This window comes from Luteimonas yindakuii (assembly GCF_004803715.2).
Lineage (GTDB): Bacteria > Pseudomonadota > Gammaproteobacteria > Xanthomonadales > Xanthomonadaceae > Luteimonas > Luteimonas yindakuii.
Genome location: NZ_CP039383.2, coordinates 846,515 through 868,415, shown reverse-complemented (window position 1 = coordinate 868,415; position 21,901 = coordinate 846,515). Strand labels below are relative to the sequence as shown.

17 protein-coding genes are annotated in these 21,901 nt (G+C 68.9%); 12 read left to right on the top strand and 5 right to left on the bottom strand.

The window, feature by feature from the left end:
- Positions 1 to 110: 110 nt before the first annotated feature.
- The gene (locus tag E5843_RS03920) at positions 111 to 779 is read left to right on the top strand and encodes a YceI family protein (RefSeq protein ID WP_141065690.1); all 669 of its coding nucleotides are present in this window, start codon (positions 111 to 113) and stop codon (positions 777 to 779) included.
- Positions 780 to 793: 14 nt separating this feature from the next.
- Here the strand turns inward: E5843_RS03920 and E5843_RS03915 are convergent, their stop codons facing one another.
- The gene (locus E5843_RS03915; protein ID WP_136411886.1) at positions 794 to 1,048 is read right to left on the bottom strand and encodes a glutaredoxin family protein; all 255 of its coding nucleotides are present in this window, start codon (positions 1,046 to 1,048) and stop codon (positions 794 to 796) included.
- A gap of 54 nt (positions 1,049 to 1,102) precedes the next feature.
- Here E5843_RS03915 and E5843_RS03910 point away from each other — a divergent pair, with 54 nt between their 5' ends.
- The 4 genes from E5843_RS03910 (at position 1,103) to E5843_RS03895 (ending at position 7,759) form a co-directional block, all read left to right on the top strand.
- Positions 1,103 to 2,485, top strand: a complete 1,383-nt coding sequence (locus tag E5843_RS03910) for an L-serine ammonia-lyase (protein WP_136411885.1) — start codon at positions 1,103 to 1,105, stop codon at positions 2,483 to 2,485.
- A gap of 161 nt (positions 2,486 to 2,646) precedes the next feature.
- Positions 2,647 to 5,682, top strand: coding sequence for a ligand-binding sensor domain-containing diguanylate cyclase (locus tag E5843_RS03905; protein ID WP_136411884.1), 3,036 nt, complete (start codon positions 2,647 to 2,649; stop codon positions 5,680 to 5,682).
- A 72-nt stretch (positions 5,683 to 5,754) separates the two neighbouring features.
- Positions 5,755 to 6,858 (top strand): NHL repeat-containing protein, encoded by a 1,104-nt coding sequence (locus tag E5843_RS03900; RefSeq protein WP_136411883.1) that lies wholly within the window; start codon positions 5,755 to 5,757, stop codon positions 6,856 to 6,858.
- 13 nt (positions 6,859 to 6,871) lie between these two features.
- On the top strand, positions 6,872 to 7,759 hold the full coding sequence (locus E5843_RS03895) for a peptidoglycan DD-metalloendopeptidase family protein (protein ID WP_136411882.1): 888 nt from the start codon (positions 6,872 to 6,874) through the stop codon (positions 7,757 to 7,759).
- On the opposite strand, the gene E5843_RS03890 is transcribed toward E5843_RS03895, so the two are convergent.
- Positions 7,695 to 9,197, bottom strand: a complete 1,503-nt coding sequence (locus E5843_RS03890; protein ID WP_136411881.1) for a glycosyltransferase family 4 protein — start codon at positions 9,195 to 9,197, stop codon at positions 7,695 to 7,697. The two genes, E5843_RS03895 and E5843_RS03890, sit on opposite strands and share 65 nt — an antisense overlap.
- Before the next feature lie 110 nt (positions 9,198 to 9,307).
- On the opposite strand from E5843_RS03890, the gene E5843_RS03885 reads away from it, so the two are divergent.
- The 4 genes from E5843_RS03885 to E5843_RS03870 all read left to right on the top strand — a co-directional run bounded on the left by E5843_RS03885 (position 9,308) and on the right by E5843_RS03870 (position 14,117).
- Complete coding sequence (locus E5843_RS03885; RefSeq protein ID WP_134672775.1) at positions 9,308 to 10,912, top strand: peptide chain release factor 3; 1,605 nt, start codon at positions 9,308 to 9,310, stop codon at positions 10,910 to 10,912.
- Positions 10,913 to 10,996: 84 nt separating this feature from the next.
- The gene (trhA, locus tag E5843_RS03880; RefSeq protein WP_134672774.1) at positions 10,997 to 11,650 is read left to right on the top strand and encodes a PAQR family membrane homeostasis protein TrhA; all 654 of its coding nucleotides are present in this window, start codon (positions 10,997 to 10,999) and stop codon (positions 11,648 to 11,650) included.
- 47 nt (positions 11,651 to 11,697) lie between these two features.
- Positions 11,698 to 12,090, top strand: a complete 393-nt coding sequence (locus tag E5843_RS03875; protein WP_134672773.1) for a hypothetical protein — start codon at positions 11,698 to 11,700, stop codon at positions 12,088 to 12,090.
- 77 nt (positions 12,091 to 12,167) lie between these two features.
- The gene (locus E5843_RS03870; RefSeq protein WP_136411880.1) at positions 12,168 to 14,117 is read left to right on the top strand and encodes an AsmA family protein; all 1,950 of its coding nucleotides are present in this window, start codon (positions 12,168 to 12,170) and stop codon (positions 14,115 to 14,117) included.
- A 90-nt stretch (positions 14,118 to 14,207) separates the two neighbouring features.
- Here the strand turns inward: E5843_RS03870 and E5843_RS03865 are convergent, their stop codons facing one another.
- The 3 genes from E5843_RS03865 to mtgA are packed head-to-tail and all read right to left on the bottom strand — an operon-like array spanning position 14,208 to position 16,436.
- Positions 14,208 to 14,636 carry a CBS domain-containing protein gene (locus E5843_RS03865; protein WP_136411879.1) on the bottom strand — a complete coding sequence of 143 codons (429 nt, stop codon included), beginning with the start codon at positions 14,634 to 14,636 and terminating at the stop codon, positions 14,208 to 14,210.
- On the bottom strand, positions 14,596 to 15,621 hold the full coding sequence (locus tag E5843_RS03860; RefSeq protein WP_136411878.1) for a glycosyltransferase family 2 protein: 1,026 nt from the start codon (positions 15,619 to 15,621) through the stop codon (positions 14,596 to 14,598). The genes E5843_RS03865 and E5843_RS03860 overlap by 41 nt, the downstream gene beginning before the upstream one ends.
- A gap of 44 nt (positions 15,622 to 15,665) precedes the next feature.
- Positions 15,666 to 16,436, bottom strand: a complete 771-nt coding sequence (mtgA, locus tag E5843_RS03855) for a monofunctional biosynthetic peptidoglycan transglycosylase (RefSeq protein ID WP_141065689.1) — start codon at positions 16,434 to 16,436, stop codon at positions 15,666 to 15,668.
- A gap of 92 nt (positions 16,437 to 16,528) precedes the next feature.
- On the opposite strand from mtgA, the gene hslO reads away from it, so the two are divergent.
- The 3 genes from hslO to E5843_RS03840 all read left to right on the top strand — a co-directional run bounded on the left by hslO (position 16,529) and on the right by E5843_RS03840 (position 21,823).
- Positions 16,529 to 17,434 carry an Hsp33 family molecular chaperone HslO gene (gene hslO / locus E5843_RS03850; protein WP_136411876.1) on the top strand — a complete coding sequence of 302 codons (906 nt, stop codon included), beginning with the start codon at positions 16,529 to 16,531 and terminating at the stop codon, positions 17,432 to 17,434.
- 100 nt (positions 17,435 to 17,534) lie between these two features.
- Entirely contained in the window at positions 17,535 to 18,410 is an 876-nt protein-coding gene (locus E5843_RS03845; protein ID WP_425480726.1) for an XOO1806 family protein, read from the top strand.
- Positions 18,411 to 18,811: 401 nt separating this feature from the next.
- The gene (locus E5843_RS03840; protein ID WP_134672767.1) at positions 18,812 to 21,823 is read left to right on the top strand and encodes a TonB-dependent receptor plug domain-containing protein; all 3,012 of its coding nucleotides are present in this window, start codon (positions 18,812 to 18,814) and stop codon (positions 21,821 to 21,823) included.
- Positions 21,824 to 21,901 lie beyond the last annotated feature (78 nt).

Genomic DNA, 21,901 nt, shown 5'->3' with positions numbered 1-21,901 from the left:
CAACGGTGGCGTGCATGCGCAAGCGCGACAGGCGGGTCGGTTGATCGCGACGACCTTGAATCCGACAGGCCATCGCGCACGCATGCCGGCGCCAACCGTAGACTTCGCCGATGCACATCCTTCCGCGACTGGCGCTGTCCACCTGCCTGCTGGTGCTGCTGCAGGCCGTTCCGGCGATGGCGGCCGAGCGATTCGCCCTCGATCCGGTGCACACGCGGGTGATGGTGGCGATCGACCACGCCGGGTATTCCCGGGCGATCGGCACCGTCTCGGGCAGCACCGGGGTGCTCGAGTTCGATCCCGCCGACTGGCGTCAGGCGCGCCTGGAGGCGCGGGTGCCGCTGCAACGGCTGGATTTCGGCGACGCGGCCTGGAACCGGGCCGTGGCCGCGGCCAACCTGCTCGACGCCGACCGCGCCCCCGAGGCCGTGTTCGTCTCCACCCACGTGGAGCCGGTGTCCGACGACGAGGCGATCGTGCATGGCCAGCTGACCCTGCGCGGCGTGAGCCGCCCGCTGGCGCTGCAGGTGCGGATGAACGCCCTCAAGCGGACGCCGCTGCCGCCATTCCGGCGCACTGCCGGGTTCTCCGCCACCGGCACCCTCAGCCGCTCGGACTTCGGCATCGATGCCTGGCCATCGATGATCGGCGATGCGGTGGAATTGCGGATCGAGGCCGAGGCCTTCGCCTCGCGCACTGCGCGCTTTGCCGACGAGATGGCGCCGCGGACCGCGCCTGCAGCTTCCACGCCGGGGGTCGAACCCGCTCCAGCGCGCTGAGGCGCGACCGCCGTTCAGTCCGCCGGCGACGTGAGCCCGGCGAAGTTCCGCAACGCCTGCAGGTCGAACGGCCAATCCAGTTCGCGCCCGTCCGCGCCACGCAGGACCGGCACGCGCGCGCCGTAGCGGGCCTCCAGCGCCGCGTCGTCGTCGATCCACACGGTCTCGAAGTCCGGCACGCGGGCCTGCGCCAGCACATCGAGCGCCTGGTCACACAACGGACAGTGGTCGCGCTGGAACAGCTGCAGCGCGGGCGGTGGCTGGGACATGGCGTTGCGCGGCACGGCGGCAGGGTTCAACGACGGCCGCGTAGAATAGCCGCCATGGCCGTCAGCACGTTCGACCTCTACAAGATCGGCATCGGGCCGAGTTCCTCGCACACCGTGGGGCCGATGCGCGCCGCCGCCCGCTTCGTCGAGAAGTGGCTGGTGGAGCCCGGGCGCCTCGCCCAGGTGGCGCGCGTGCGCGCGGAAGTGTTCGGCTCGCTGGCGCTGACCGGCCGCGGCCACGGCACCGACAAGGCGGTGCTGATGGGCCTGGAAGGCCACTGGCCCGACCGCATCGATCCCGACGTCATCCCGGCGGCGCTGGAGCGCATCCGCGGCGAACACCGCATCCAGCTGCACGGCGTGCACGCCATCGAATTCGAGGAAAAGCGCGACCTGGTGATGAACAAGCGGCAGAAGCTGCCGTTCCACACCAACGGCATGCGCTTCTCCGCGTTCGACGCCGCCGACCAGCTGATCGCCACCCGCGACTACTACTCGGTGGGCGGAGGCTTCGTGGTCAACCAGGACGAGGCCGCCGAAGACCGCATCGTTGCCGACGAGACCGCGGTCCCGCACCCGTTCTCCAGCGGCGACGAACTGCTGGCGCGCAGCCGCGAGACCGGGCTGTCGATCGCGCAGCTGATGATGGAAAACGAGCTGTGCTGGCGCAGCCGCGACGAGATCGAGGGCAACCTCCGCTCGCTGTGGCAGGCGATGCAGGACTGCGTCGCGCGCGGCATCCGCCAGGACGGCGTGTTGCCTGGCGGGCTGCACGTGTCGAGGCGCGCGCCGGCGCTGTATCGCGAACTGTCCAGCCAGCCTGAAGCGGCGATGCGCGATCCGCTCACCACGCTGGACTGGGTGAACCTCTACGCGCTGGCGGTGAACGAGGAAAACGCCGCCGGTGGCCGCGTGGTGACGGCGCCCACCAACGGCGCCGCCGGCATCATCCCCGCCGTCCTGCACTACTACGACCGCTTCTGCCCCAACGCCAACGAGCAGGGCGTGTTCGACTTCCTGCTCACCGCGGCGGCGATCGGCATCCTCTACAAGGAGAACGCCTCGATCTCCGGTGCCGAGGTCGGCTGCCAGGGCGAGGTCGGCGTGGCCTGCTCGATGGCCGCTGCAGGCCTCGCGGCCGCACTCGGCGCGAGCTCCAGCCAGATCGAGAACGCCGCCGAGATCGGCATGGAACACAACCTCGGGCTCACCTGCGACCCGATCGGCGGGCTGGTGCAGATCCCCTGCATCGAGCGCAACGCGATGGGTGCGGTCAAGGCGATCAATGCCGTACGCATGGCCAAGCGCGGCGACGGCAAGCACAAGGTCAGCCTCGACAAGGTGATCAAGACCATGCGCGACACCGGCCGGGACATGCACGACAAGTACAAGGAAACCTCGCGCGGCGGCCTCGCGGTCAACGTCATCGAGTGCTGATGCGATCCCACGGGCACCGGGCGGTGGATGCCTGGGCATGAGTCCGCGTCGCCTGCATCCGCGCTGCCCGGCAAAGGCCGGCTCAAGAATCCCGGCCCCCGGCCGCTGACGACGGCGACTGCGCATGGCCGCCCGGCCAGGGACGCGCACCGGGAGGTCCGATGTCACTGCGCGCACTGGCGGCCCTGTTGCTGTTGTGCTGGCTGTTGCCGCTGCCCGCGCGGGCACTCGATCCCGACAAGGTCTTCCACCATTACGTGCGCAACACCTGGTCGGTGCAGGAGGGCCTGCCGCAGATCAGCGCGGTGTCGATCGCGCAGACGTCCGGCGGCTACCTCTGGGTGGCCACCCAGGCCGGCGTGACGCGCTTCGACGGAGTGGGCTTCACCGCGCACTCGCCGGACACCGATCCCGCCCTGCCCCACCCGATCGCCACCGCCCTGGCGCTCGACGCCAGCGACGCACTCTGGGTGGGCACCCGCGGCGGCATGGCGGTGCGCCGCGATGGCGGCTTCCACGCGGTGCCGTGGGCAGGTGCAGGGCCGGCGCCCAACATCGTCAGCCTGCTGGTCGCCGATGGCGTGGTCTGGGCGGCAAGTGCCGCGGGCGTGGCGCGGGTGGAGGACGGCGAGCTGCGTCCACTCCCCGGTATCGGCGCCACCAACGCGCTGCTGCAGGTCGACGGCGTGCTGTGGGCCGGCGGCCTTGACGGCGTGCGCCGCTGGGACGGCCAGCACTGGACACGGACCGCCTGGCCGGGCAACGAAGCACCGCTGGTCTACGGCCTGCTGCAGGTGGGCGACGAGGTCTGGGCCGCCACCGCGCGCGGCATCTGGGTGCATGACGCTGCTGGCTGGCGGACCCTCGCCGGTGCCGATGCGTTGCCGCTGCTGTTCCTTTACCGCGACGGCGACGGCAACGTCTGGGGCGGTGGTGACCTCGGCCTGGTGCGGGTACGCCCGGATCGCAGCGTGGAAACGGTGCCCGGCACCCGCGACAACGGTCTGTTCAACCTGTTCGGCGCCTTCGAGGATCGCGAGGGCAACCTGTGGCTGGGCAGCCTGTCCAACGGCCTGACGCGGCTCTGGGACGGCTGGACCCGCCGGTACAGCACCACGGAAGGCCTGCCCGACGCCACCGTGTGGGCATTGCAACCCGACCCGGCCGGGGACGGCATCTGGGTGGGCACCAACAACGGCATGGCGCGGCTGCACGCCGACGGCAGGTTCCGGCTTGCCGCGACCGACAACCCCGACGCCACGCGTGCCGTGCGCACGCTGTTCGTCGAGCCCGGCCGGGTCTGGATGGGCCTGCGCGACGGCCTGGTCATGCACGAGCCCGGCCGCGGCACCACCACGCCGCCCTGGGCCGAAGGCATCCACGCCGCGGTGATGGGCATCGTCCGCGATCGCGATGGCAGCCTCTGGGTCAGCACGCGCGAAGACCTGCTGCGCTGGACGGGCGAAACGCTGGAACATGTCGACGCCAGCCGTGGGCTCGTCGGCCCGGTGGCCGAATTCCAGATCACGCCGCGTGGCCGCCGCCTCGCGCTGACCCCGCACACCCTGCTCGAGTTCGACGGCCATGGGTTCGTACCCGCGCCGGAAGCCCGGGGCCTGCCGCAAGGCGTGCGCCTGCATGGCGCCACCGAACTCGCGGACGGGCGCCTGCTGCTGGCCGGCGAGGGATCCGTGCTGCTGTTCCAGGCCGCGGGCCGCTGGCACCGGCTGGACACCGACAGCGGCCTGCCACGCGGCACCGCCTTCCACGTGATCGAGCACGCCGGCTTCCTGTGGGTCTCGAGCATGCACGGCGTCTACCGCCTGCCGATCGCGGACCTCGCGGCATGGGGGCAGGGCCGCATCGCCCGGGTCGGCGCGCAGATGCTGGTGAACGAACGCGGCATGCGCAACGGCGGCCAGCAGGGCCTGTGCTGCAACGGCGCCGGTCGCTCCGACGGCTTCATTTCCGGCGACACCGTGTGGCTGCCCACGCGCGATGGCGTGCTGGCGCTCGACACCACGGCCATCACCCGCAACCCGGTGACGCCGGCGGTGCATGTGCGTCAGCTGCAGGCCGGTGGCCAGCCGCGCGCTCCCGGCGCCGATGGCATCACCACGCTGGCCGCGCACGAGCGCGACCTCACCCTGGCCTTCGACGTGTTGAGCTTCCAGGATCCACGCAGCAACGGCGCGCACTACCGGCTGGTCGGCTACGACCAGGACTGGCAGGTGGCGGGCCCGATGCAGCGCGACGTCCGCTACACCAACCTGCCGCCGGGCGACTACACGTTCGAGGTGACGGGCAGCAACAATGCCGACGCCTGGAGCCCGGCGCCGGCGCGGCTGGAATTCGTGATCCGGCCGCATTTCCACGAGACCCTTGGCTTCCGCCTGCTGCTGCTCGCACTCGCGCTGCTGCTGGTCTACGCGGGCTATCGCTACCAGCGCTATCGCTATCGCATCCGCCAGGCCAGGCTGAGCACGCTGGTCGCCGAGCGCACTGCCGCGCTCGCCGAGTCCAACCGCCAGCTCGAGCAGGCCAGCCTCACCGATCCGCTGACCGGCCTGCGCAACCGTCGCTACCTTGCCCGCCAGGTGCCCGCCGACCTCGACTATTACGGCCGCCACGCCGAGGCCCCGATGGCCGGTCGCGTGGTGGTGTTCGCGCTGCTCGATCTCGACTTCTTCAAGCAGGTCAACGACCGCCACGGCCACGCCGCCGGCGATCGCGTGCTGGTGGAAACCGCCCGCCGCCTGCAGGCGCTGGTCCGCGGTGGCGACTACGTGGTGCGCTGGGGCGGTGAGGAATTCCTGCTGGTGTTCCGGCCGATGGGGCCGGAACAGGCGCTGCAGCTGGGCGGGCGCCTGTGCCACGCGGTGTCGGATGACGCGTTCGACATCGGCGACGGTCACGCGATCGCGCTCACCGCGTCGGTCGGGCTGTCCGCCTATCCGGCCTTCCGCGACGCCGGTGGCGAACCGCTGGGCTGGGAGGCCATGGTCGAACTTGCCGACCAGGCGCTCTACCACGTCAAGCGCAATGGCCGGAACGGCGCGGCGATGCTCCATCCGACCGCGACCACGCGCAGCGGGACGCTGCTTGCGGACCTGCAGCACGGTGTCGATGCGCTCTTGCGCCGCGGCGAGCTCACGGTCACCCATATCGGCTGTGGCGAAGGTGGCGACGCCGTCTGAGTTCGATGGGGCAACGCGCGGCCGCCATCGGTGACAACGCGGCGTGATGCCGCGCTGCGCCATAATCCCGCGATGACGTTGCCACGCCTGTTCGTTCTAGTCGCCCTGTTGCCTCTGGCCAGCGCCTGCACCGGTCCACATCACGGCGCCCGCGGTTCCACGCATCCCGCACCGGTTGTCAAACCCGGGCACGTGGTGGTGGCGGAAGCCTTCATCACCGAGGGCCGTCGCGACGACGAACTGGACTCGCTGGCTGCCTGGGTGGATGGCGAAGGCCGCACGCAGGTCATCGCCACGGCGAAATCGACGCACCGGCTGGTGGTGTTCGATGGCGACAGCGGCGCGCGGCTGGGCGAAAGCGGCCACCGCGGCCGTGGGGCTGGCCAGTTCGAACGCCCGAATGGCATTGCGGTGTTCGCCGATCTGGTGCTCGTGACCGAACGCGATGCACCGCGCGTGCAGGTGCTGCGCCTGCCCGGGTTCGCCCACCTCGGCAGCTTCGGCGAGCAGGAGCTGCGCAGCCCGTACGGCATCTGGGTACATGAAACCGCGCCGGGCGTGCTGGACGCATTCGTCACCGACAGTTTCATGTATGGCGTAGACCACCGCGAGCTGCCGCCGGCGTCGGAACTCGACCAGCGCGTGCGCCGCTACCGCATCGGGTTCGACGACACGGGGATGCAGGCCACCCACCTGGGCGCGTTCGGTGCCACCCGCGGCCGTGGCGTACTGCACATGGTGGAGTCGATCGCCGGCGATCCCGCGCACGGGCGGCTGTTGATCGCCGACGAGGACACCCGCCAGGCCTCGACCCTGCACGAATACGCTTTCAATGGACGCTACACCGGCCGCAGCCTGCCCGCCGGGACCTTTACCGGTGAGGCGGAGGGTGTCGCGCTGTGGGATTGCGGCCTCGATGCCGGCTACTGGCTGGCGGTGGACCAGACCCTGCCGCAGACCGCCTTCCACCTGTTCGACCGTGCAACGCTGGCGCCGCGCGGCAGTTTCCGCGGCGGGATCACCGCCAATACCGACGGTATCGCCCTGCACGCCGCCGCCACGCCGCGCTTCCCCGCCGGCGTGCTGTACGCCGTGCACGACGATCGCGCGCTGGCCGCGTTCGACCTGGCGGAAGTGATCCGTGCGCTCGACCTCGATCCCGCCTGCGCGCACTAGGCAGCCGCACGCCATGCCGTCGTCGAACTCCGTGCTGTTCACCGCGATCCTCCTGCTGGCCTGCGGCATGGACGCCCGCGCCGGCGAGGTGTGGCGCTGGACCGATGCCAATGGCAACCCGCATTACGCCGATCGTCCGGCGCCCGACGCGCGCAGTGCGCGCCGGATCGGCCACAGCGCGCCGGCGGCGATCGCACGGTTGCGGGTGGAACAGGGCGACGGCGAATACCTGGCCTGGGCACAGAACCCGCTCGACGGGCCGGTGGAGGTGTTGCTCCAGGTCTCCGGGCGCCCGCCCCAGGCGACACCTGCGCTGCCCGCGCGCGCCACGGTGCCCGCGCGCACCGAAGTGTTGCTGACCCGCATTGCCGGCCATGGTGGCGCCGCCCAGCTGGTGCTCACCGCCGTGCCCGGGCATTCCGGCGCGAGGCCGCGTGACATCGAATACGGCTATCCGCTGGACACGCGCAACCTGCGCATCGAACAGGGCTGGGGCGGCGGTTTCAGCCACGCCGATGCCCAGAACCGCCATGCGGTCGACTTCGCCGCCCCGGTCGGCACCCCCGTCATCGCCGCACGCGATGGCACGGTCATGCACACCGAGGCCGGCTTCGACGAGGCCTCGCCCGGCGACCACGAAGCGGTCACCCGCGCCAACTTCGTCCGCGTGCTGCACGACGACGGCACGATGGCGCTGTATGCGCATCTCGACGCCGGCGGCGTACTGGTGACCGCCGGCCAGCGCGTGCGCCGCGGCACGCGGCTCGGCCGCTCCGGAAACACCGGCCTCTCCAGCGGCCCCCACCTGCACTTCGTGGTGCAGGTCAACCGCGGGCTCAGCCTGGAATCGATCCCGTTCCGGATGTTCGGCCCGCAGGGGATCCTGCGGTTTCAGCCGTAGTCTCCGCGGCCACCGCAAGCGCGAGCACGCCTTCCTGGAACAGCCGGTGTTCGGTCTCGAGCCGCTGCATGTCATCAACGTCGAGCTCGGCGGCGCTGCGGCCCACCAGCTCCTGCACGATCGCGAGTTCGCGCTGGCCGAGCACCCGGCTGCCGTAGTCACCGCGCACGACCCCGGAAGTGGCGTCGATGCCCCGCACCAGTGGCCCCACTTCCACCATCAGTGCGTCGAAGTCCACCGGCGGCGGCGGCGGTACCAGCGCGCGTTCCACCGCCGCAAGAAAGCCATGCTCGAACGCGGCCGGCGACCAGCAGGCGTCGATATGCGCGCGCCCTCGCCTGCATGCCTCACGGACCGGACCGGGATTGCCGATCCCGTCGAGGATCGCTTCCGCCACCGGCACGAACGCGGCAGGCGAGACCTGTCCCGTGGCGTCCGCCACCATCGTTGCGTCTTCGATCACGGTGATGCCGTGTGCCGGAGGCAACAGGAACCGGTTGTTGCCGACGCCGTTGGTGTAGACCGGGCAACCGGCATGCACCGATTCCAGCACGTAGAAGCCGAACGGTTCCGGAAACAGGTTGTAGGCAAGGCCGAACCGGGCGAGGCCGAACAGCTCGAACACCGCGCGCTGGTGCAGGTGCGGCACCGGCAGGAACAGGTCGGCACAGCGCAGGCCCGATCCGGCCAGCATGGCGTCGATCGATGCCTGGTGGGCGGGCGGCAGCGACTGCTCGGAGATCGCCAGCATCACCCGCGCGCCGCCGCGCCGGCGCGCGATGTCATTCAGTGCATAGAGGATGCCGACCGTCGCCATCAGGTCCTGCTTGCCGGGCTGCAGCGCATGCCCGACGACGACGCCCGCATCGACCGCGCGTCGCACCGCCACCGGCACGTCGGCCCCGATCGGAAATCCCGGCTCACCGGCGGGCGTGGACACGCAGGGCACGGGCATCGGCACGTCGACCACCCGGGCACATCCCGCCGGGTCAAGCACGCGCCGCGCACGCCAGTCCGGTGTGGCGAACAATGCACGCAACGTGCGCGCGAGGTAGGGCGAATTCGCGCAGTGGAGGTCGATGGCCTCGTTGCCGATCCACGCGCCGGTGCCATAGGCCAGCCCGTGATACAGCACCAGGTGATGCTGCGCCCACTGCCGGGAGGGACCACGGATCGATACGCCCGCACCGTCGTGGATGGCCAGCAGGGGCCTCGGCCCGGAGGCCTGGTCGGCCAGCGCGCGTGCCAGCGCCAGCGGGACCATGGATTCCTGTGCCGCCGGCAGGCGTGGACGCGGCGGCGCGAACGCCTGCACCTGCCAGCCGCGCGCGCGCAGCAACGGCGCGATCCTGTCGTTGACGTAGCCCACCGAGCCGTTGAACGGCGGACCTCCGGTCTTCGACAACTGCAGATGCACCCGACGTTGCGACTGATCCATCGCCCTGACTGCAAAACGCGCCCCGCGCGGGTCCCGGATTATAGGTGGCCCCGCGCCGCGTATAATCGCCGGCCCCCTGACCCTGCCGCACGCAGCGCGTGCAATCCCGCATGCCTGACGTTTCCGCAGAATCCGCCCGCCGCCGCACGTTCGCGATCATTTCGCACCCCGACGCGGGCAAGACCACGTTGACCGAGAAGCTGCTGTTGTTCGGCGGTGCGATCCAGATGGCCGGCTCGGTGAAGTCGCGCAAGACCACGCGCCACGCCACTTCGGACTGGATGGCGCTGGAAAAGGAACGCGGGATCTCGGTGACCTCGTCGGTGATGCAGTTCCCCTACGAGGGCAAGATCGTCAACCTGCTCGACACGCCGGGTCACGCCGACTTCGGCGAGGACACCTATCGCGTGCTGACCGCGGTGGATTCGGCGCTGATGGTCATCGACGTCGCCAAGGGCGTGGAGGAGCGCACGATCAAGCTGATGGAGGTCTGCCGGCTGCGCGACACGCCGATCATGACCTTCATCAACAAGCTCGACCGCGAGGGCAAGGACCCGATCGAACTTCTGGACGAAGTGGAAACCGTGCTCGGCATCCAGTGCGCGCCGGTGACCTGGCCGATCGGCATGGGCCAGCGCCTGAAGGGCGTGGTGCACCTGCTGACCGGCGAAGTGCATCTGTACGAACCCGGCCGCAACTTCACCCGCCAGGATTCGACGATCTTCCCGTCGCTCGATGCGCCGGGCCTGGTCGAGAAGATCGGTGCGAAGATGCTCGACGACCTGCGCGAGGAACTGGAACTCGTGCAGGGCGCAAGCCACCCGTTCGACAAGGACGAATACCTCGCCGGCCGGCAGACGCCGGTGTTCTTCGGTTCGGGTGTCAACAACTTCGGCGTGCAGCCGCTGCTGGATTTCTTCGTCGAGCACGCACCGTCGCCGCAGCCGCGCTCGACGACCACCCGCGAGGTCGCGCCGCAGGAACCGAAACTCACCGGCTTCGTGTTCAAGATCCAGGCCAACATGGACCCGCAGCACCGCGACCGCGTGGCGTTCATGCGCGTCTGTTCGGGTCGCTTCGAAGCCGGCATGAAGGCCTTCCATCCGCGCACCGGCAAGGAAGTGAAGCTCGCCAACGCGCTGACCTTCATGGCGTCGGACCGCGAGATCGCCACCGAGGCGTATCCGGGCGATGTCATCGGCATCCACAACCACGGCACGATCTCGATCGGCGACACCTTCACCGAGGGCGAGCAGCTGGCCTTTACCGGCATCCCCAACTTCGCTCCCGAACTGTTCCGGCGCGCGCGGCTGCGCGACCCGCTCAAGCTCAAGCAGCTGCAGAAGGGTCTGGCGCAGCTGTCGGAGGAAGGCGCGACCCAGTTCTTCCGCCCGCTGATGTCCAACGACCTGATCCTGGGCGCGGTCGGCGTGCTGCAGTTCGACGTCGCCGCCTACCGGCTCAAGGACGAGTACAGCGTCGATGCGATCTTCGAGCCGGTCGGCGTGGTCACCACCCGCTGGGTGCACTGCGACAACGCGAAGAAGATGGAGGAGTTCCGCGAGAAGAACGCGCCCAACCTCGGCATCGATGCCGCAGGCGAGCTCGTCTACCTGGCGCCGACGCGGGTCAACCTGCAGCTGGCGCAGGAACGCTGGCCCGACGTGCGCTTCGCCGCAACCCGCGAGCACGCGCACGCCTCAGGCACCTTCTGACCGGCTCCGCGCGCGCGCGGGGCACGACCTGACGACACGCGCGCGTATGGTCTAATGCGCACCGGACCTTCCCCCGGGCCGCACATGACCTCGTCCACGTTCCCGCATCGCCAGAAGCGCGAAGAACTCGCCAGTGCACTGACCCACGGGCTGGGTGCCACCGCCGCACTCGCCGCCGGTGCCGTTCTGATCACCCTCGCCGCACTGCATGGCGACCGCTGGCAGCTCACCGCCGCGATCGTGTTCGGGATCAGCCTGCTGCTGCTCTACCTCGCCTCCACCCTTTACCACGCCATCCACCACCCGGTGCTCAAGGGGCGGATGAAGGTGTTCGACCACTGCGCGATCTACCTGCTGATCGCCGGCACCTACACGCCATTCACGCTGATCGGGCTGCGCGGGCCGCTCGGCTGGACCCTCTTCGCGACGATCTGGACCCTGGCCCTGGCGGGCGTGGTGTTCAAGCTGTTCTACACCGGGCGCTTCAAGCGGCTGTCGACGCTGATCTACGTGGCCATGGGCTGGCTGGTGATCGTGGCGATCAAGCCCGTGCTGGCGGCGCTGGACGGATGGACGTTCGGCTGGCTGATCGCGGGCGGGCTGTTCTACACCCTGGGCACGATCTTCTACCATCGCGAATCCATCCCCTATTCGCACGCGATCTGGCACCTGTTCTGCATCGCCGGCAGCGTCTGCCACTACATCGCGGTGATGGCGCAGGTGGTGACACCACGCTGACCGGCGCCCGGCGTACCCTTGCCCCATCCGTCTCAAGGAGTGCCGCCATGCGAACCGCGTCTGTCATCACCGCCTGCCTGCTGCTTGCCGCATGCGGCCAGGACTCGCAGCCCACCCCCGCCACGCCGGTCAGCGAGGCGTTCGAACAGCAGGGCGCGAAGCCCCCGGTCGGGCCGGTGGATGCGACCTACCTGTGCGACGGCGGCAACCGCGTGGACCTCATCGAGAACCGCCGCTTCGCCCGCATCGCGATGAGCGATGGCCGGGTGGTGCAGCTGGGATCCATGGACAAGAGCCAACCGCCGACGTGGTCGGACGTCGGCCTGCGCTTCGTGGTCGGTGCCGACTACGTCGAGCTGTCGCAGGACAACGGGCGCACGCTGCGTTGCGAGGAGCAGGCCTCGACCGCCGCGGTCGAGGCCGAAAGCGCCACCGGCTGAGTGAATGCCGAACAACGCGTTCACCATGGTTTGATACCGGCGCACCGAAGGTGGCGGGAACCCGAAAGGTGAATCCCATGTCCGAGGCGCCTGCCCCAACACCTTCCGCCCGCCGGCGTCGCACGTTCGACACTTTCGCCGACCACCCATGGCGTACCGCCCTTGCCGTGGCGGCGGTTGGCGTACTGATCCTGATCCTGTTGTGGGACTGGAACTGGTTCAAGCGCCCGGTGGAGCGCGCGGTGGAAGCGCGCACCGGGCGCAGCTTCACGATCGGCGGCGACCTCGACGTCGACCTCGGCCGGGTTACGACGATTCGCGCCGATGCGCTCGACCTCGGCAATGCCGAGTGGTCGGACGAGGCCCGCATGGCCGCCGCCGACAGGCTCGACCTGTCGATCGAGGTGTTGCCGCTGCTGCGTGGCCAGGTGCGGATCCCTGAAATCCGCCTGCAACGCCCGCAGGTGCGGCTGGAAATCGGACCCGACCGCGAAGGCAACTGGAGCGCGTTCGCCGGCGACGGCGGTGGCACGCCGATCCAGCTGCGGCGCCTGTGGATCGACGACGGCACGCTGCTGTTCCTGGACCCGGAAGGTGAAACCGAGGTCGACGTGCGCGTCGCCAGCCAGGCACCTGGCGAGAACGATGCCGCGCCGCCGGTCGCGATCACCGGCGAAGGGCGCTGGCGTGCCGCCGAGTTCGAACTCGAGGGCACCGCACAGTCGCCGCTCGACCTGCAGGACACCGACAGCCCATACCGCTTCGACCTGCACGCCCGCGCCGGCGCAACGCGCGCGCACGCCCGCGGCTCCCTGCTCGACGCATTCCAGTTCGAGACCTTCGGCTTCCAGATGGCGCTGGCCGGCCGCAATCTGGAACACCTCTATCCCCTGCTCGGGCTGGCCATGCCACCGACGCCGCCGTACTCGGTCGACGGCCAGTTGCAGCGCGAAGGGACGACCTGGCACTACCGTGATTTCAGCGGCAAGGTGGGCGACAGCGACCTCGCCGGTTCGGTGACGGTCGAGACCGGCGGCGAGCGCAACCTGTTCAAGGCCGACCTGGTGTCGAAGCTGCTCGACCTCGACGACCTCGCCGGGTTCCTGGGCGGCGCGCCGGAATCCGGCGCCGGCGAAACCCCGAGCCCGGCGCAGGAAGCCGAAGCGTCGAGCAGCGGCCTTATCCCTGATACGCCCTACGAGCTGGACAAGCTCAACGCGATGGATGCCGACGTGCGCCTGCGTGCGCAGCGCATCGAAGCGGACCTGCCGCTCGACGACATGGATGCGCACCTGTTCCTCGAGAACGGCGTACTGCGGCTGGAACCGCTGAATTTCGGCGTCGCGGGGGGCGACATCCGCTCCACCGTGCGCATGGATGCACGCAAGTCGCCGATCCGCACCACGCTCGATGCCGACGTCCGCGGGCTCAACCTGGGCGGACTGTTCCCGGATTCCACGCTCGCCGGCGACGCGGTCGGCCGCATCGGTGGCCACGCGAAGCTGGTCGGCAACGGCAATTCGATCGCGGCGATGCTCGGCAGTTCGGACGGCGAGCTCGCGATTGGCATGGGCAAGGGCGAAATCAGCGCTCTGCTGGTGGAACTGGCCGGCATCGACATCGCCGAAGCCCTGGCCTTCCTGGTGACCCGCGACCGCAAGATCCCGATCCGCTGCGCATTCGCGGAGTTCGCGGTGGCCGATGGCGTGATGACGTCGAACGCGCTCGCCTTCGACACCACCGACACGCTGATCGTCGGCGAGGGCACGATCGACCTCGAAAGCGAGCGCCTCGACCTGCTGTTGCGGCCGCGCCCGAAGGATCGCAGCATCCTCAGCCTGCGCTCGCCGCTGGTGATCGGGGGCACGTTCTCCGACCCCAGCTTCCGCCCCGACCTTGCCCGTCTCGGACTGCGTGGGGCGATCGCCCTGGCGCTCGGTTCCATCGCACCGCCGGCCGCGCTGCTGGCCACGCTGGAACTGGGCCCGGGCGAGGACAGCGACTGCGGCGGCGAGTACGCCCGCTGAGTCGTCCGCTGGACGGGGATCAGTTCGTGCCCCCACTAAAGGGGCACCCGTAGGCGCCAGCCGCACCCGCGCGGCGCCGCGTGCGCTCCGTCAGGACGCGATATAGCGCTGCAACTGGTCGAGTTCGACCTGCTGGTCCTCGATCACCGCCTTGACCAGGTCGCCGATCGACACGATGCCGATCACCCGCCCGTCCTCCAGCACCGGCAGGTGGCGGAAGCGACCGTCCGTCATCATCTGCATGCAGCGTGGCACGGTGTCGTCGGGGCCGATCGTGCTCACCGCACCGACCATGATGTCGCGCACCGGTGTCTGCTGCGAGGAACGCCCCGACAGCACGACCTTGCGCGCGTAATCGCGCTCGGAAACGATCCCGGCCAGCCGGTCCTGCTCGATCACGAGGACGGCGCCGATGCCGTGTTCGGCCATCAGTCGCAGTGCATCGATGACCGGCGCATCCAGCCCGATCGCATGGACCTCAGGGTTCTTCGATTCCAGCACCTGCCGCACGGTACGCATGGCGTTCCACCTCCAACGTCGACACGGGCTTCGAGGATACGCCGCGCGCAGGCAGCCAGGTGTCGACGAGGTACAGCGGCCGCTGCTTGGACTCCTCGTACAGCCGGCCCAGGTATTCGCCGATCAGGCCGAGTGCGATCAGCTGCATGCCGCCGAGGAACAGGATCACCGCCATCATCGTCGGCCAGCCGGCCACCGGATCACGCCAGATCAGTGCCTTGACCACGATCCACAGCGCGTACAGGAACGCCATCAACGCGGTGCCCAGCCCGACATAGGTCGCCAGCCGCAGCGGCGCGGTGGAGAAGCTGGTCACCCCTTCCAGCGCGAAGTTCCACAGCCGCCAGAAATTGAACTTGCTGTGGCCGGCCAGGCGCGCATCGCGCTGGTAGGGCACGGCGATGCGGTTGAAGCCGACCCAGCCGAACAGGCCCTTCATGAAGCGGTGGCGTTCGCGCAACTGCCGCAACGCCGCCAGCGCACGCGGCGAAAGCAGCCGGAAATCACCCGTGTCGACCGGGATCGGCGTCTTCGACAGCCGCAGCATCACCCGATAGAACAGGTGCGCGGACGCGCGCTTGAGCCAGGTCTCGCCCTCGCGCTCGGTACGGGTGCCATAGACATCGTCATGGCCTTCGCGCCATAGCGCGACGAAGCGTGGAATGAGTTCCGGCGGATCCTGGCCATCCGCGTCGAGGATCACCGCGGCGCCCTCTTCGACCAGGTCCAGGCCCGCCGTCAGCGCGGCCTCCTTGCCGAAGTTGCGCGACAGCCGGACCAGCGCGACACGCGCATCGGCCGCCGCGAGTTCCTGCAGCACCGGCCAGGTGGGGTCCCGGCTGCCGTCGTCGACATACAGCACGCCGCCGTCGATGCCGTCGCCGCGCAGTCCATCCAGCACGTCGAGGATCCGCCGGTGCAGGACGGGCAGCGCGTCGGCCTCGTTGAAGGCGGCAACGACGATGGTCAGGCGGTCATGGCTCATGGCGCGCATCCTAGCGGCTTGTCGCTGCGGTCGGCGGTGTGCGCTCATCGGTACCGACGTCGATGGCTCTGGTCGAGCTGCCGCAGATGCGCCTCGCCGCCGATCTGTCGCATCTGCCGCTGGATGGCCTGGGTGCGCCGCTGCACGTACGGGCCCGGCCGCGTTGCGCTGTAGCGACGCGGACTCGGCAACACCGCGGCCAGCCGCGCACTCTGCGTCCAGTCCAGCGCCGAGGCATCGCGCCCGTAGAACCGCCGCGCCGCCGCCTGCGCGCCGTACACGCCATCGCCCAATTCGGCGACGTTGACGTAGACCTCGAGGATGCGCTGCTTGGGCCACAGCAGCTCGATCAGCACCGTGTACCAGGCTTCCAGCCCCTTGCGCACCCAGCTCCGTCCGCTCCACAGGAACAGGTTGCGCGCGACCTGCTGGCTGATGGTGCTGGCGCCACGCGTGCGCCCGCCACGCGCGTTGTGCGCCCGCGCCTTCTCGATCGCATCGAAGTCGAAGCCGCGGTGACGGGCGAAGTTCTGGTCTTCCGACGCGATCACCGCCAGTGGCAACGCCGGCGCGATCGCGTCCCAGTCACGCCACGCGTAGTCGATCTGCTCCGGCCCGTTCCCGGCCCAGGCTTCGAGCTGCCGCGCGGCCATGTATGCGGAGAACGGCGGGTCGATCACCCGCAGCACCAGCACCTGCAGCACGCTGACCACCACCAGCAGCACAGGCAGTTTCCACAGCCAGTGCCAACGGCTGCGTCTCCGCCGTGGTGGTCGATCGTGCTGGTCGAGGGTTCCACTGCGCTGTGCTTGCATGCCGCTCCCGTTGCCCCCATTTCAGGGGGACTTCCCGCCGCCGTGATGCCGAGCGCGGCATTATCCGGCACATCGCGCCCTACGGATCCTCCATGACCCTGCCCGACGACACCGATCGCCTCGACCGTTTCCTGTTGCCCCATGCCGGCGTACGCGGCGTGCGCGTCCATCTGCATGACACCTGGCGGCGGATCGCCGCAAGCGAAAGCTATCCCGCCGGAGTCGCTGCCACGCTCGGCGAAGCGGTTGCGGCGAGTGCGCTGTTCACCGCGCACGCAAAGGTCGATGGCCGGCTGTCGGTGCAGCTGCGCGGCGAAGGTCCGATGCGTGCGCTGTTCGCCGAATGCACGGCGCAGGGCACGTTGCGCGGACTCGCCCACTTCGATGCCGCGGCCGCGCAGGTTGCCGGCCCCGATCTGCGCCGGCTCGCCGGCGACGATGCCGTCATGGCGATCACGATCGAGAACCCCGGCCCCGGCCGCGATCCAACGCGCTACCAGGGCCTGGTCGAGATCGCCGCCGCCGGACTCGCCGAGGCATTCGAGAACTACTTCCGGCAATCGGAGCAGTTGCCCACCCGGCTGCTGCTGACCACCACCGACGACCTCTGCGCAGGGCTCATGCTGCAGAAGCTGCCGGGCGACAGTGGAGACAACGATGGCTGGAATCGCGCCAGCGTCCTCTTCGACACGCTGCGCGAGGACGAGCTGCAGGCCTGGAGTTGCGAACAGTTGCTGCGCCGGCTGTTCCCCGAAGAGGACGTGCAGCCGATGGGTGGGCGCACGCTGGCATTCGGCTGTTCGTGCTCGCGCGAGCGCGTCGAAGGCGTACTCGTGTCACTGGGCCATGAGGAAGCGATGGCGGCCACCCACGACCACGGCCACGCCGAGGTCCGCTGCGAGTTCTGCGGCGAGCGCTACCACTTCGACGCACCCGCCGTTGACGCGTTGTTCACTTCTACCCCGGCTCCAATGCCCGCACCGGAGCGCCTGCAATGAGCGTCCGGTCGCGGCACGGGGATTGTTAAATAAACATAAACGAAATAGAGTCGTAGCCCGAAACCGGGAACTACCGGCTCTTGCAAGAGTCGATCTGACCATGCTGCTGCGCCTCGCCCCGCTCGTGCTTTCCGCCCTGCTCGCCCTCGGCGCAGCAGCGGATGTGCACGCGCAGAGCCGCGCGGCGGCATCGGAACAGCAGGCCGTCCTTCCGATCTGGAACAACACCAACGGTCGACTCGAGGCCCTGCTGGTGCTCGAACCCACCGACGAAGGCGGGGCCCAGGCCGGTGCACGCTGGCGCTTCGGCGGCAATCGCCTCGACGCCGCATTCGGCCTGGACACCGGGGATTCGCTGGGCCTGCTGTGCGATTACCGCGGTGCGATGACCCACGCCCTCGGCACGCTGGCCAACAACTGCGCGCTGGCTTCGCTGGATCTCGACGGCGACGCGGACAGCGCCCGCCGCGGCACTGCGACCGCCGCCCTCAGCCGCGACGGCAACCGCATTGGCGTGAGCGTTGGCGAGACCCGCGGCCATCTTCCCACCTGGCTGAGTTCCGGTCGAGCTGGCGCCAGTGATTTCGATTCCAACGACCTGACGGTCTTCGCGCAGAAGAACATCAGCGACCAGGGTTACGTGTCAATCGCCGGCACGGTGGCCAAGGCCCGCCTCATCCCCTACGCGCAGGCACCGCTGGACCTCGCCGACCGCTGGGACAGCAAGTCGCTGAGCGTGGGTGGTGGTTACGGCCGGTTCGGCGCGAGCATCATCGGCCAGGTGATCGACAGCCCCGGCCAGCCGCGCTGGGAAGGCCTCGGCGTCGGCCTGACCTGGCGTACCCCGTGGAGCGGCCAGCTCACGGTGGGCGCGGACAATATCGTCACGCGTGGCCGCAATCCGTTCGCCCTGCGTGGCGAGAACGGCGAGGACGAGGGCACCGTTCCCTACGTCCGTTACGAGCAGGATCTCTAAACGCTCGTCTGGCCGCCGTGCGCTCGCACGCGGCCCCCTTGCAACACCCACGACCAGCCCGCCACATCCCCACCCGCTTGGGCGAGTGGATGTCCTTGCTTTGCCGGTCGTCGGCAATTTCCGCTTGGACACAAGCCCAGCGGAAGGCCGGGCTTCGCTGCGATCGCGTCATTGCTCCGCCATACCTGCGGGGGTTACACCCGGTTCCCGCACGCTTGGGAAGCGCGCCGCCACACGCTCTAGCATGGTCAGCTCACGCAATCCACGCCTTTTGTTAACGACACTTTAATTTCTCGACAAGGGGGACTAGTATCGGCCTCGGCCTTGCCGGATTAGGCGTCTCCCTTGACGCCACTGGCGGGTTCCCATGGGAATTTCCCAAGACATACTTGGAGAGAGAGATGATGTTGAAGACCAACAAGCTCCGCGACGCGATCACCTTCGCGCTCGTTGCGGGCACCACCGCCGTTGCCGGCACGGGCGTCGCGATCGCCCAGGAAGGCCAGCAGGCGACCACGCTGGACCGCATCCAGGTCACTGGCTCGCGCATCCGCCAGGTGGACGTGGAAACCGCCCAGCCGGTGACCTTCGTGACCCGTGAGGAAATCCAGCGCCAGGGCTTCCAGTCCGTCGCGGACATCCTGCAGAACATCAGCGCCGTCGGTGCCCCGCCGATCAGCCGTGCAGCTCCGCTGTCGTCGGGTGAGAACGTCGGCGGCAGCTACATCAGCCTGCGCAACCTCGGTGCCCCGCGCACCCTGATCCTGCTCAACGGCAAGCGTCTGGGCATCAGCACCAGCGGCCTGCAGGACATCGCGGCCATCCCGGCCGCCGCCATCGAGCGGATCGAAGTGCTGAAGGACGGCGCCTCGTCGATCTACGGTTCGGACGCCATGGCCGGCGTCATCAACATCATCACCCGCACCAACTTCGAAGGCGCGGAAGCCAACGTCTACTACGGCCAGTACAGCGAAGGCGACGGCGCCATCACCAACGGCGACTTCACCCTCGGCTTCTCGGGTGACCGCGGCTCGCTGACGGTGACCGGTGACTGGCGCAAGGAAGACGGTGTGGCCGGTGCGGACCGCTGGTTCTCGCAGTTCAGCCGTACCGACCGCCATCCGACCGACCAGTGGACCGCAGCCGGCTACATCGGTGGTTTTACGGTCAACCGCACCCAGGCTGCAGGCCGCTTCCCGAACGTGACCTTCCCGGCCAACGCGGCCACCCAGGTGCGTCTGGTGCCGATCGATCCGAACGGCGACCTGTCGAATCCGGCAAACTGGCGCAACCAGGACACGTTCACCGGCAGCTGCCCGGCCGGCACCGGTACGCCGGTTGACTGTCTGCCGGGCTCCACCGCCGACAAGACCAACACCAACCTGCAGATGGACGTGCACACGCCGCTCGAGACGAAGTCGCTCTTCGTCGACGGCAGCTACGACATCACCGACACCGTCCGCTTCCGCACCAACCTGGCGTACTTCAACCGCACCACGGACCGCCTGATCGCCGGCTATCCGATGCAGGCCGCGTCTTTCGGTACGCCGATGGACGCCGACAGCTACTTCAACCCGATCGGTACGGACATCGGTACCTGGTGGCGCCGGACCTGGGAAGTGCCGCGCACGACCAGCTCCGACTTCAACCAGTACCGCTTCAGCGGTACCTTTGAAGGCTACTTCGAGATCGGCGACCGCATCTTCGACTGGGACGTCGGCTACCTGCACAGCCAGAGCAAGCTGACCCAGGCCTCCTTCGGCAACCTCAACCTCGCCAACGTCTCGCGCGCGGTCGGTCCGTCGTTCCGGAACGCCCAGGGCCAGATCGTCTGCGGCGCGCCTGGCGCGGTTGACACCGGCTGCGTGCCGTGGAACCCCTTCGTCGAGTACGGCGTGGTCGCCCCGGGCGGCATGACCGGCAATGATGCGCTGCAGCGCTTCATCTTCCAGGAAGAGCATTCCACCGGCGAGACCACCACCCAAGTGTTCTCGGCCAACCTGGCCGGCTCGATCGTCACCCTGCCGGGCGGCGACCTGGGCTTCGCGGTCGGCGTGGAGAGCCGCAAGGAAGACGGCATGTTCTCGCCTGACGCGCTCGCGCAGACCGGCGGCTCGACCAACCTGGCGGCCGGCCCCACCGGCGGCGGCTACCGCGTTGACGAGGCCTACATCGAGCTCGAGGCGCCGCTGCTGTCCGGCCTGCCGTTCGCGGAAGAGCTGACCCTGACCGCCGCAACGCGCTTCTCGGACTTCGACACCTTCGGCGAGACCACCAACAGCAAGTTCGGCCTGCGCTGGAAGCCGTTCGAGTCGCTGATGCTGCGTGCCACGGTGGCTGATGGCTTCCGCGCCCCGACCATCTCCGACCTGTACGGTGGCGGTTCGCAGACGTTCGCGTTCTATACCGATCCCTGCGATACCAACTTCGGTAGCTCGGCCAACAATGCCACCACGCGCGCCAACTGCGTCGCGGCAATGGGCGCGCTGGCCAACACCTATCGCCAGATCGGCCAGGGTGGCACTCCGGTGGCCTCGCCGAACTCGCAGACTTCGGTGGCCTTCACCTCGGGCAGTAATCCGACGCTGACGCCAGAGCTGTCGAAGTCGCAGACCATCGGTTTCGTCTGGAGCCCGAGCTTCCTTGAGGGTTTCAACGCGTCGGTCGACTGGTGGAAGATCCGCATCGCTGACACCATCGTCGCCGATTCGCCGACCACCATCCTCAACGACTGCTACATCCAAGGCATCACCAGCCGCTGCTCGCCGCAGCTGTTCACCCGTGATGCGGGCCAGGGCTTCGTCGACTTCATGCGCTTCGGCAGCCGCAACGCCGGTTTCCGCAAGGCCGAAGGCTACGACATCGACCTGACCTACCGTTGGGACGCAGGCGACTACGGCAACTTCACGGTCAACTCCAACTCCACCTACACCGTGTACGACGCGCTGGTGAGCACCAACGACCCGCGCAAGCCGCTGTCCTCGGTCGGCAACACCTCCAGCTTCCGTCTGCGCTCCAACCTGGGCCTGAGCTGGCAGTACGGCGATTTCGGTGCCAGCTGGACGGCCCGTTACTACTCCTCGATGAAGGAAGGCTGCACCTACTTCAACAGCTCGGTGATGACGCCGCACCTCGAGTGCAACGAGATCACCTACGCGCCGACCGGCATCATCAATGCCGACGGCTCGCTGGCGAGCGCGCTGTCGCGTCGCAACAAGAGCGGCTCGACCACCTTCAACGACGTGCAGTTCCGTTGGCAGGCGCCGTGGAACGCGACGATCGCGGTGGGTGCGAACAACGTGTTCGAGAAGTACGGCCCGCCGATGTACTCGCAGCCGAGCGCGAACTTCTCGTACTACGGCGGCTTCGACATCGGTCGCTTCGTGTACATGAAGTACCAGCAGCGCTTCTGATCCACGTGCTGTAACCGCAACACGCTACGGCCCCGCAAGGGGCCGTAGTTTTTGGGGGCGTCCTGCGTCAGCTGGTGG

Excerpts from the sequence above, each read along its gene's own strand:
- E5843_RS03860 (WP_136411878.1), bottom strand. The coding sequence starts at position 15,621 with ATGAGCCATGACCGCCTGACCATCGTCGTTGCCGCCTTCAACGAGGCC.
- E5843_RS03915 (WP_136411886.1), bottom strand. The coding sequence starts at position 1,048 with ATGTCCCAGCCACCGCCCGCGCTGCAGCTGTTCCAGCGCGACCACTGT.
- E5843_RS03900 (WP_136411883.1), top strand. The coding sequence starts at position 5,755 with ATGACGTTGCCACGCCTGTTCGTTCTAGTCGCCCTGTTGCCTCTGGCC.
- E5843_RS03865 (WP_136411879.1), bottom strand. The coding sequence starts at position 14,636 with ATGCGTACCGTGCGGCAGGTGCTGGAATCGAAGAACCCTGAGGTCCAT.
- E5843_RS03885 (WP_134672775.1), top strand. The coding sequence starts at position 9,308 with ATGCCTGACGTTTCCGCAGAATCCGCCCGCCGCCGCACGTTCGCGATC.
- E5843_RS03910 (WP_136411885.1), top strand. The coding sequence starts at position 1,103 with ATGGCCGTCAGCACGTTCGACCTCTACAAGATCGGCATCGGGCCGAGT.
- E5843_RS03840 (WP_134672767.1), top strand. The coding sequence starts at position 18,812 with ATGATGTTGAAGACCAACAAGCTCCGCGACGCGATCACCTTCGCGCTC.
- hslO (WP_136411876.1), top strand. The coding sequence starts at position 16,529 with ATGACCCTGCCCGACGACACCGATCGCCTCGACCGTTTCCTGTTGCCC.
- trhA (WP_134672774.1), top strand. The coding sequence starts at position 10,997 with ATGACCTCGTCCACGTTCCCGCATCGCCAGAAGCGCGAAGAACTCGCC.
- E5843_RS03870 (WP_136411880.1), top strand. The coding sequence starts at position 12,168 with ATGTCCGAGGCGCCTGCCCCAACACCTTCCGCCCGCCGGCGTCGCACG.
- E5843_RS03845 (WP_425480726.1), top strand. The coding sequence starts at position 17,535 with ATGCTGCTGCGCCTCGCCCCGCTCGTGCTTTCCGCCCTGCTCGCCCTC.
- E5843_RS03875 (WP_134672773.1), top strand. The coding sequence starts at position 11,698 with ATGCGAACCGCGTCTGTCATCACCGCCTGCCTGCTGCTTGCCGCATGC.
- E5843_RS03890 (WP_136411881.1), bottom strand. The coding sequence starts at position 9,197 with ATGGATCAGTCGCAACGTCGGGTGCATCTGCAGTTGTCGAAGACCGGA.
- E5843_RS03905 (WP_136411884.1), top strand. The coding sequence starts at position 2,647 with ATGTCACTGCGCGCACTGGCGGCCCTGTTGCTGTTGTGCTGGCTGTTG.
- mtgA (WP_141065689.1), bottom strand. The coding sequence starts at position 16,436 with ATGCAAGCACAGCGCAGTGGAACCCTCGACCAGCACGATCGACCACCA.
- E5843_RS03895 (WP_136411882.1), top strand. The coding sequence starts at position 6,872 with ATGCCGTCGTCGAACTCCGTGCTGTTCACCGCGATCCTCCTGCTGGCC.
- E5843_RS03920 (WP_141065690.1), top strand. The coding sequence starts at position 111 with ATGCACATCCTTCCGCGACTGGCGCTGTCCACCTGCCTGCTGGTGCTG.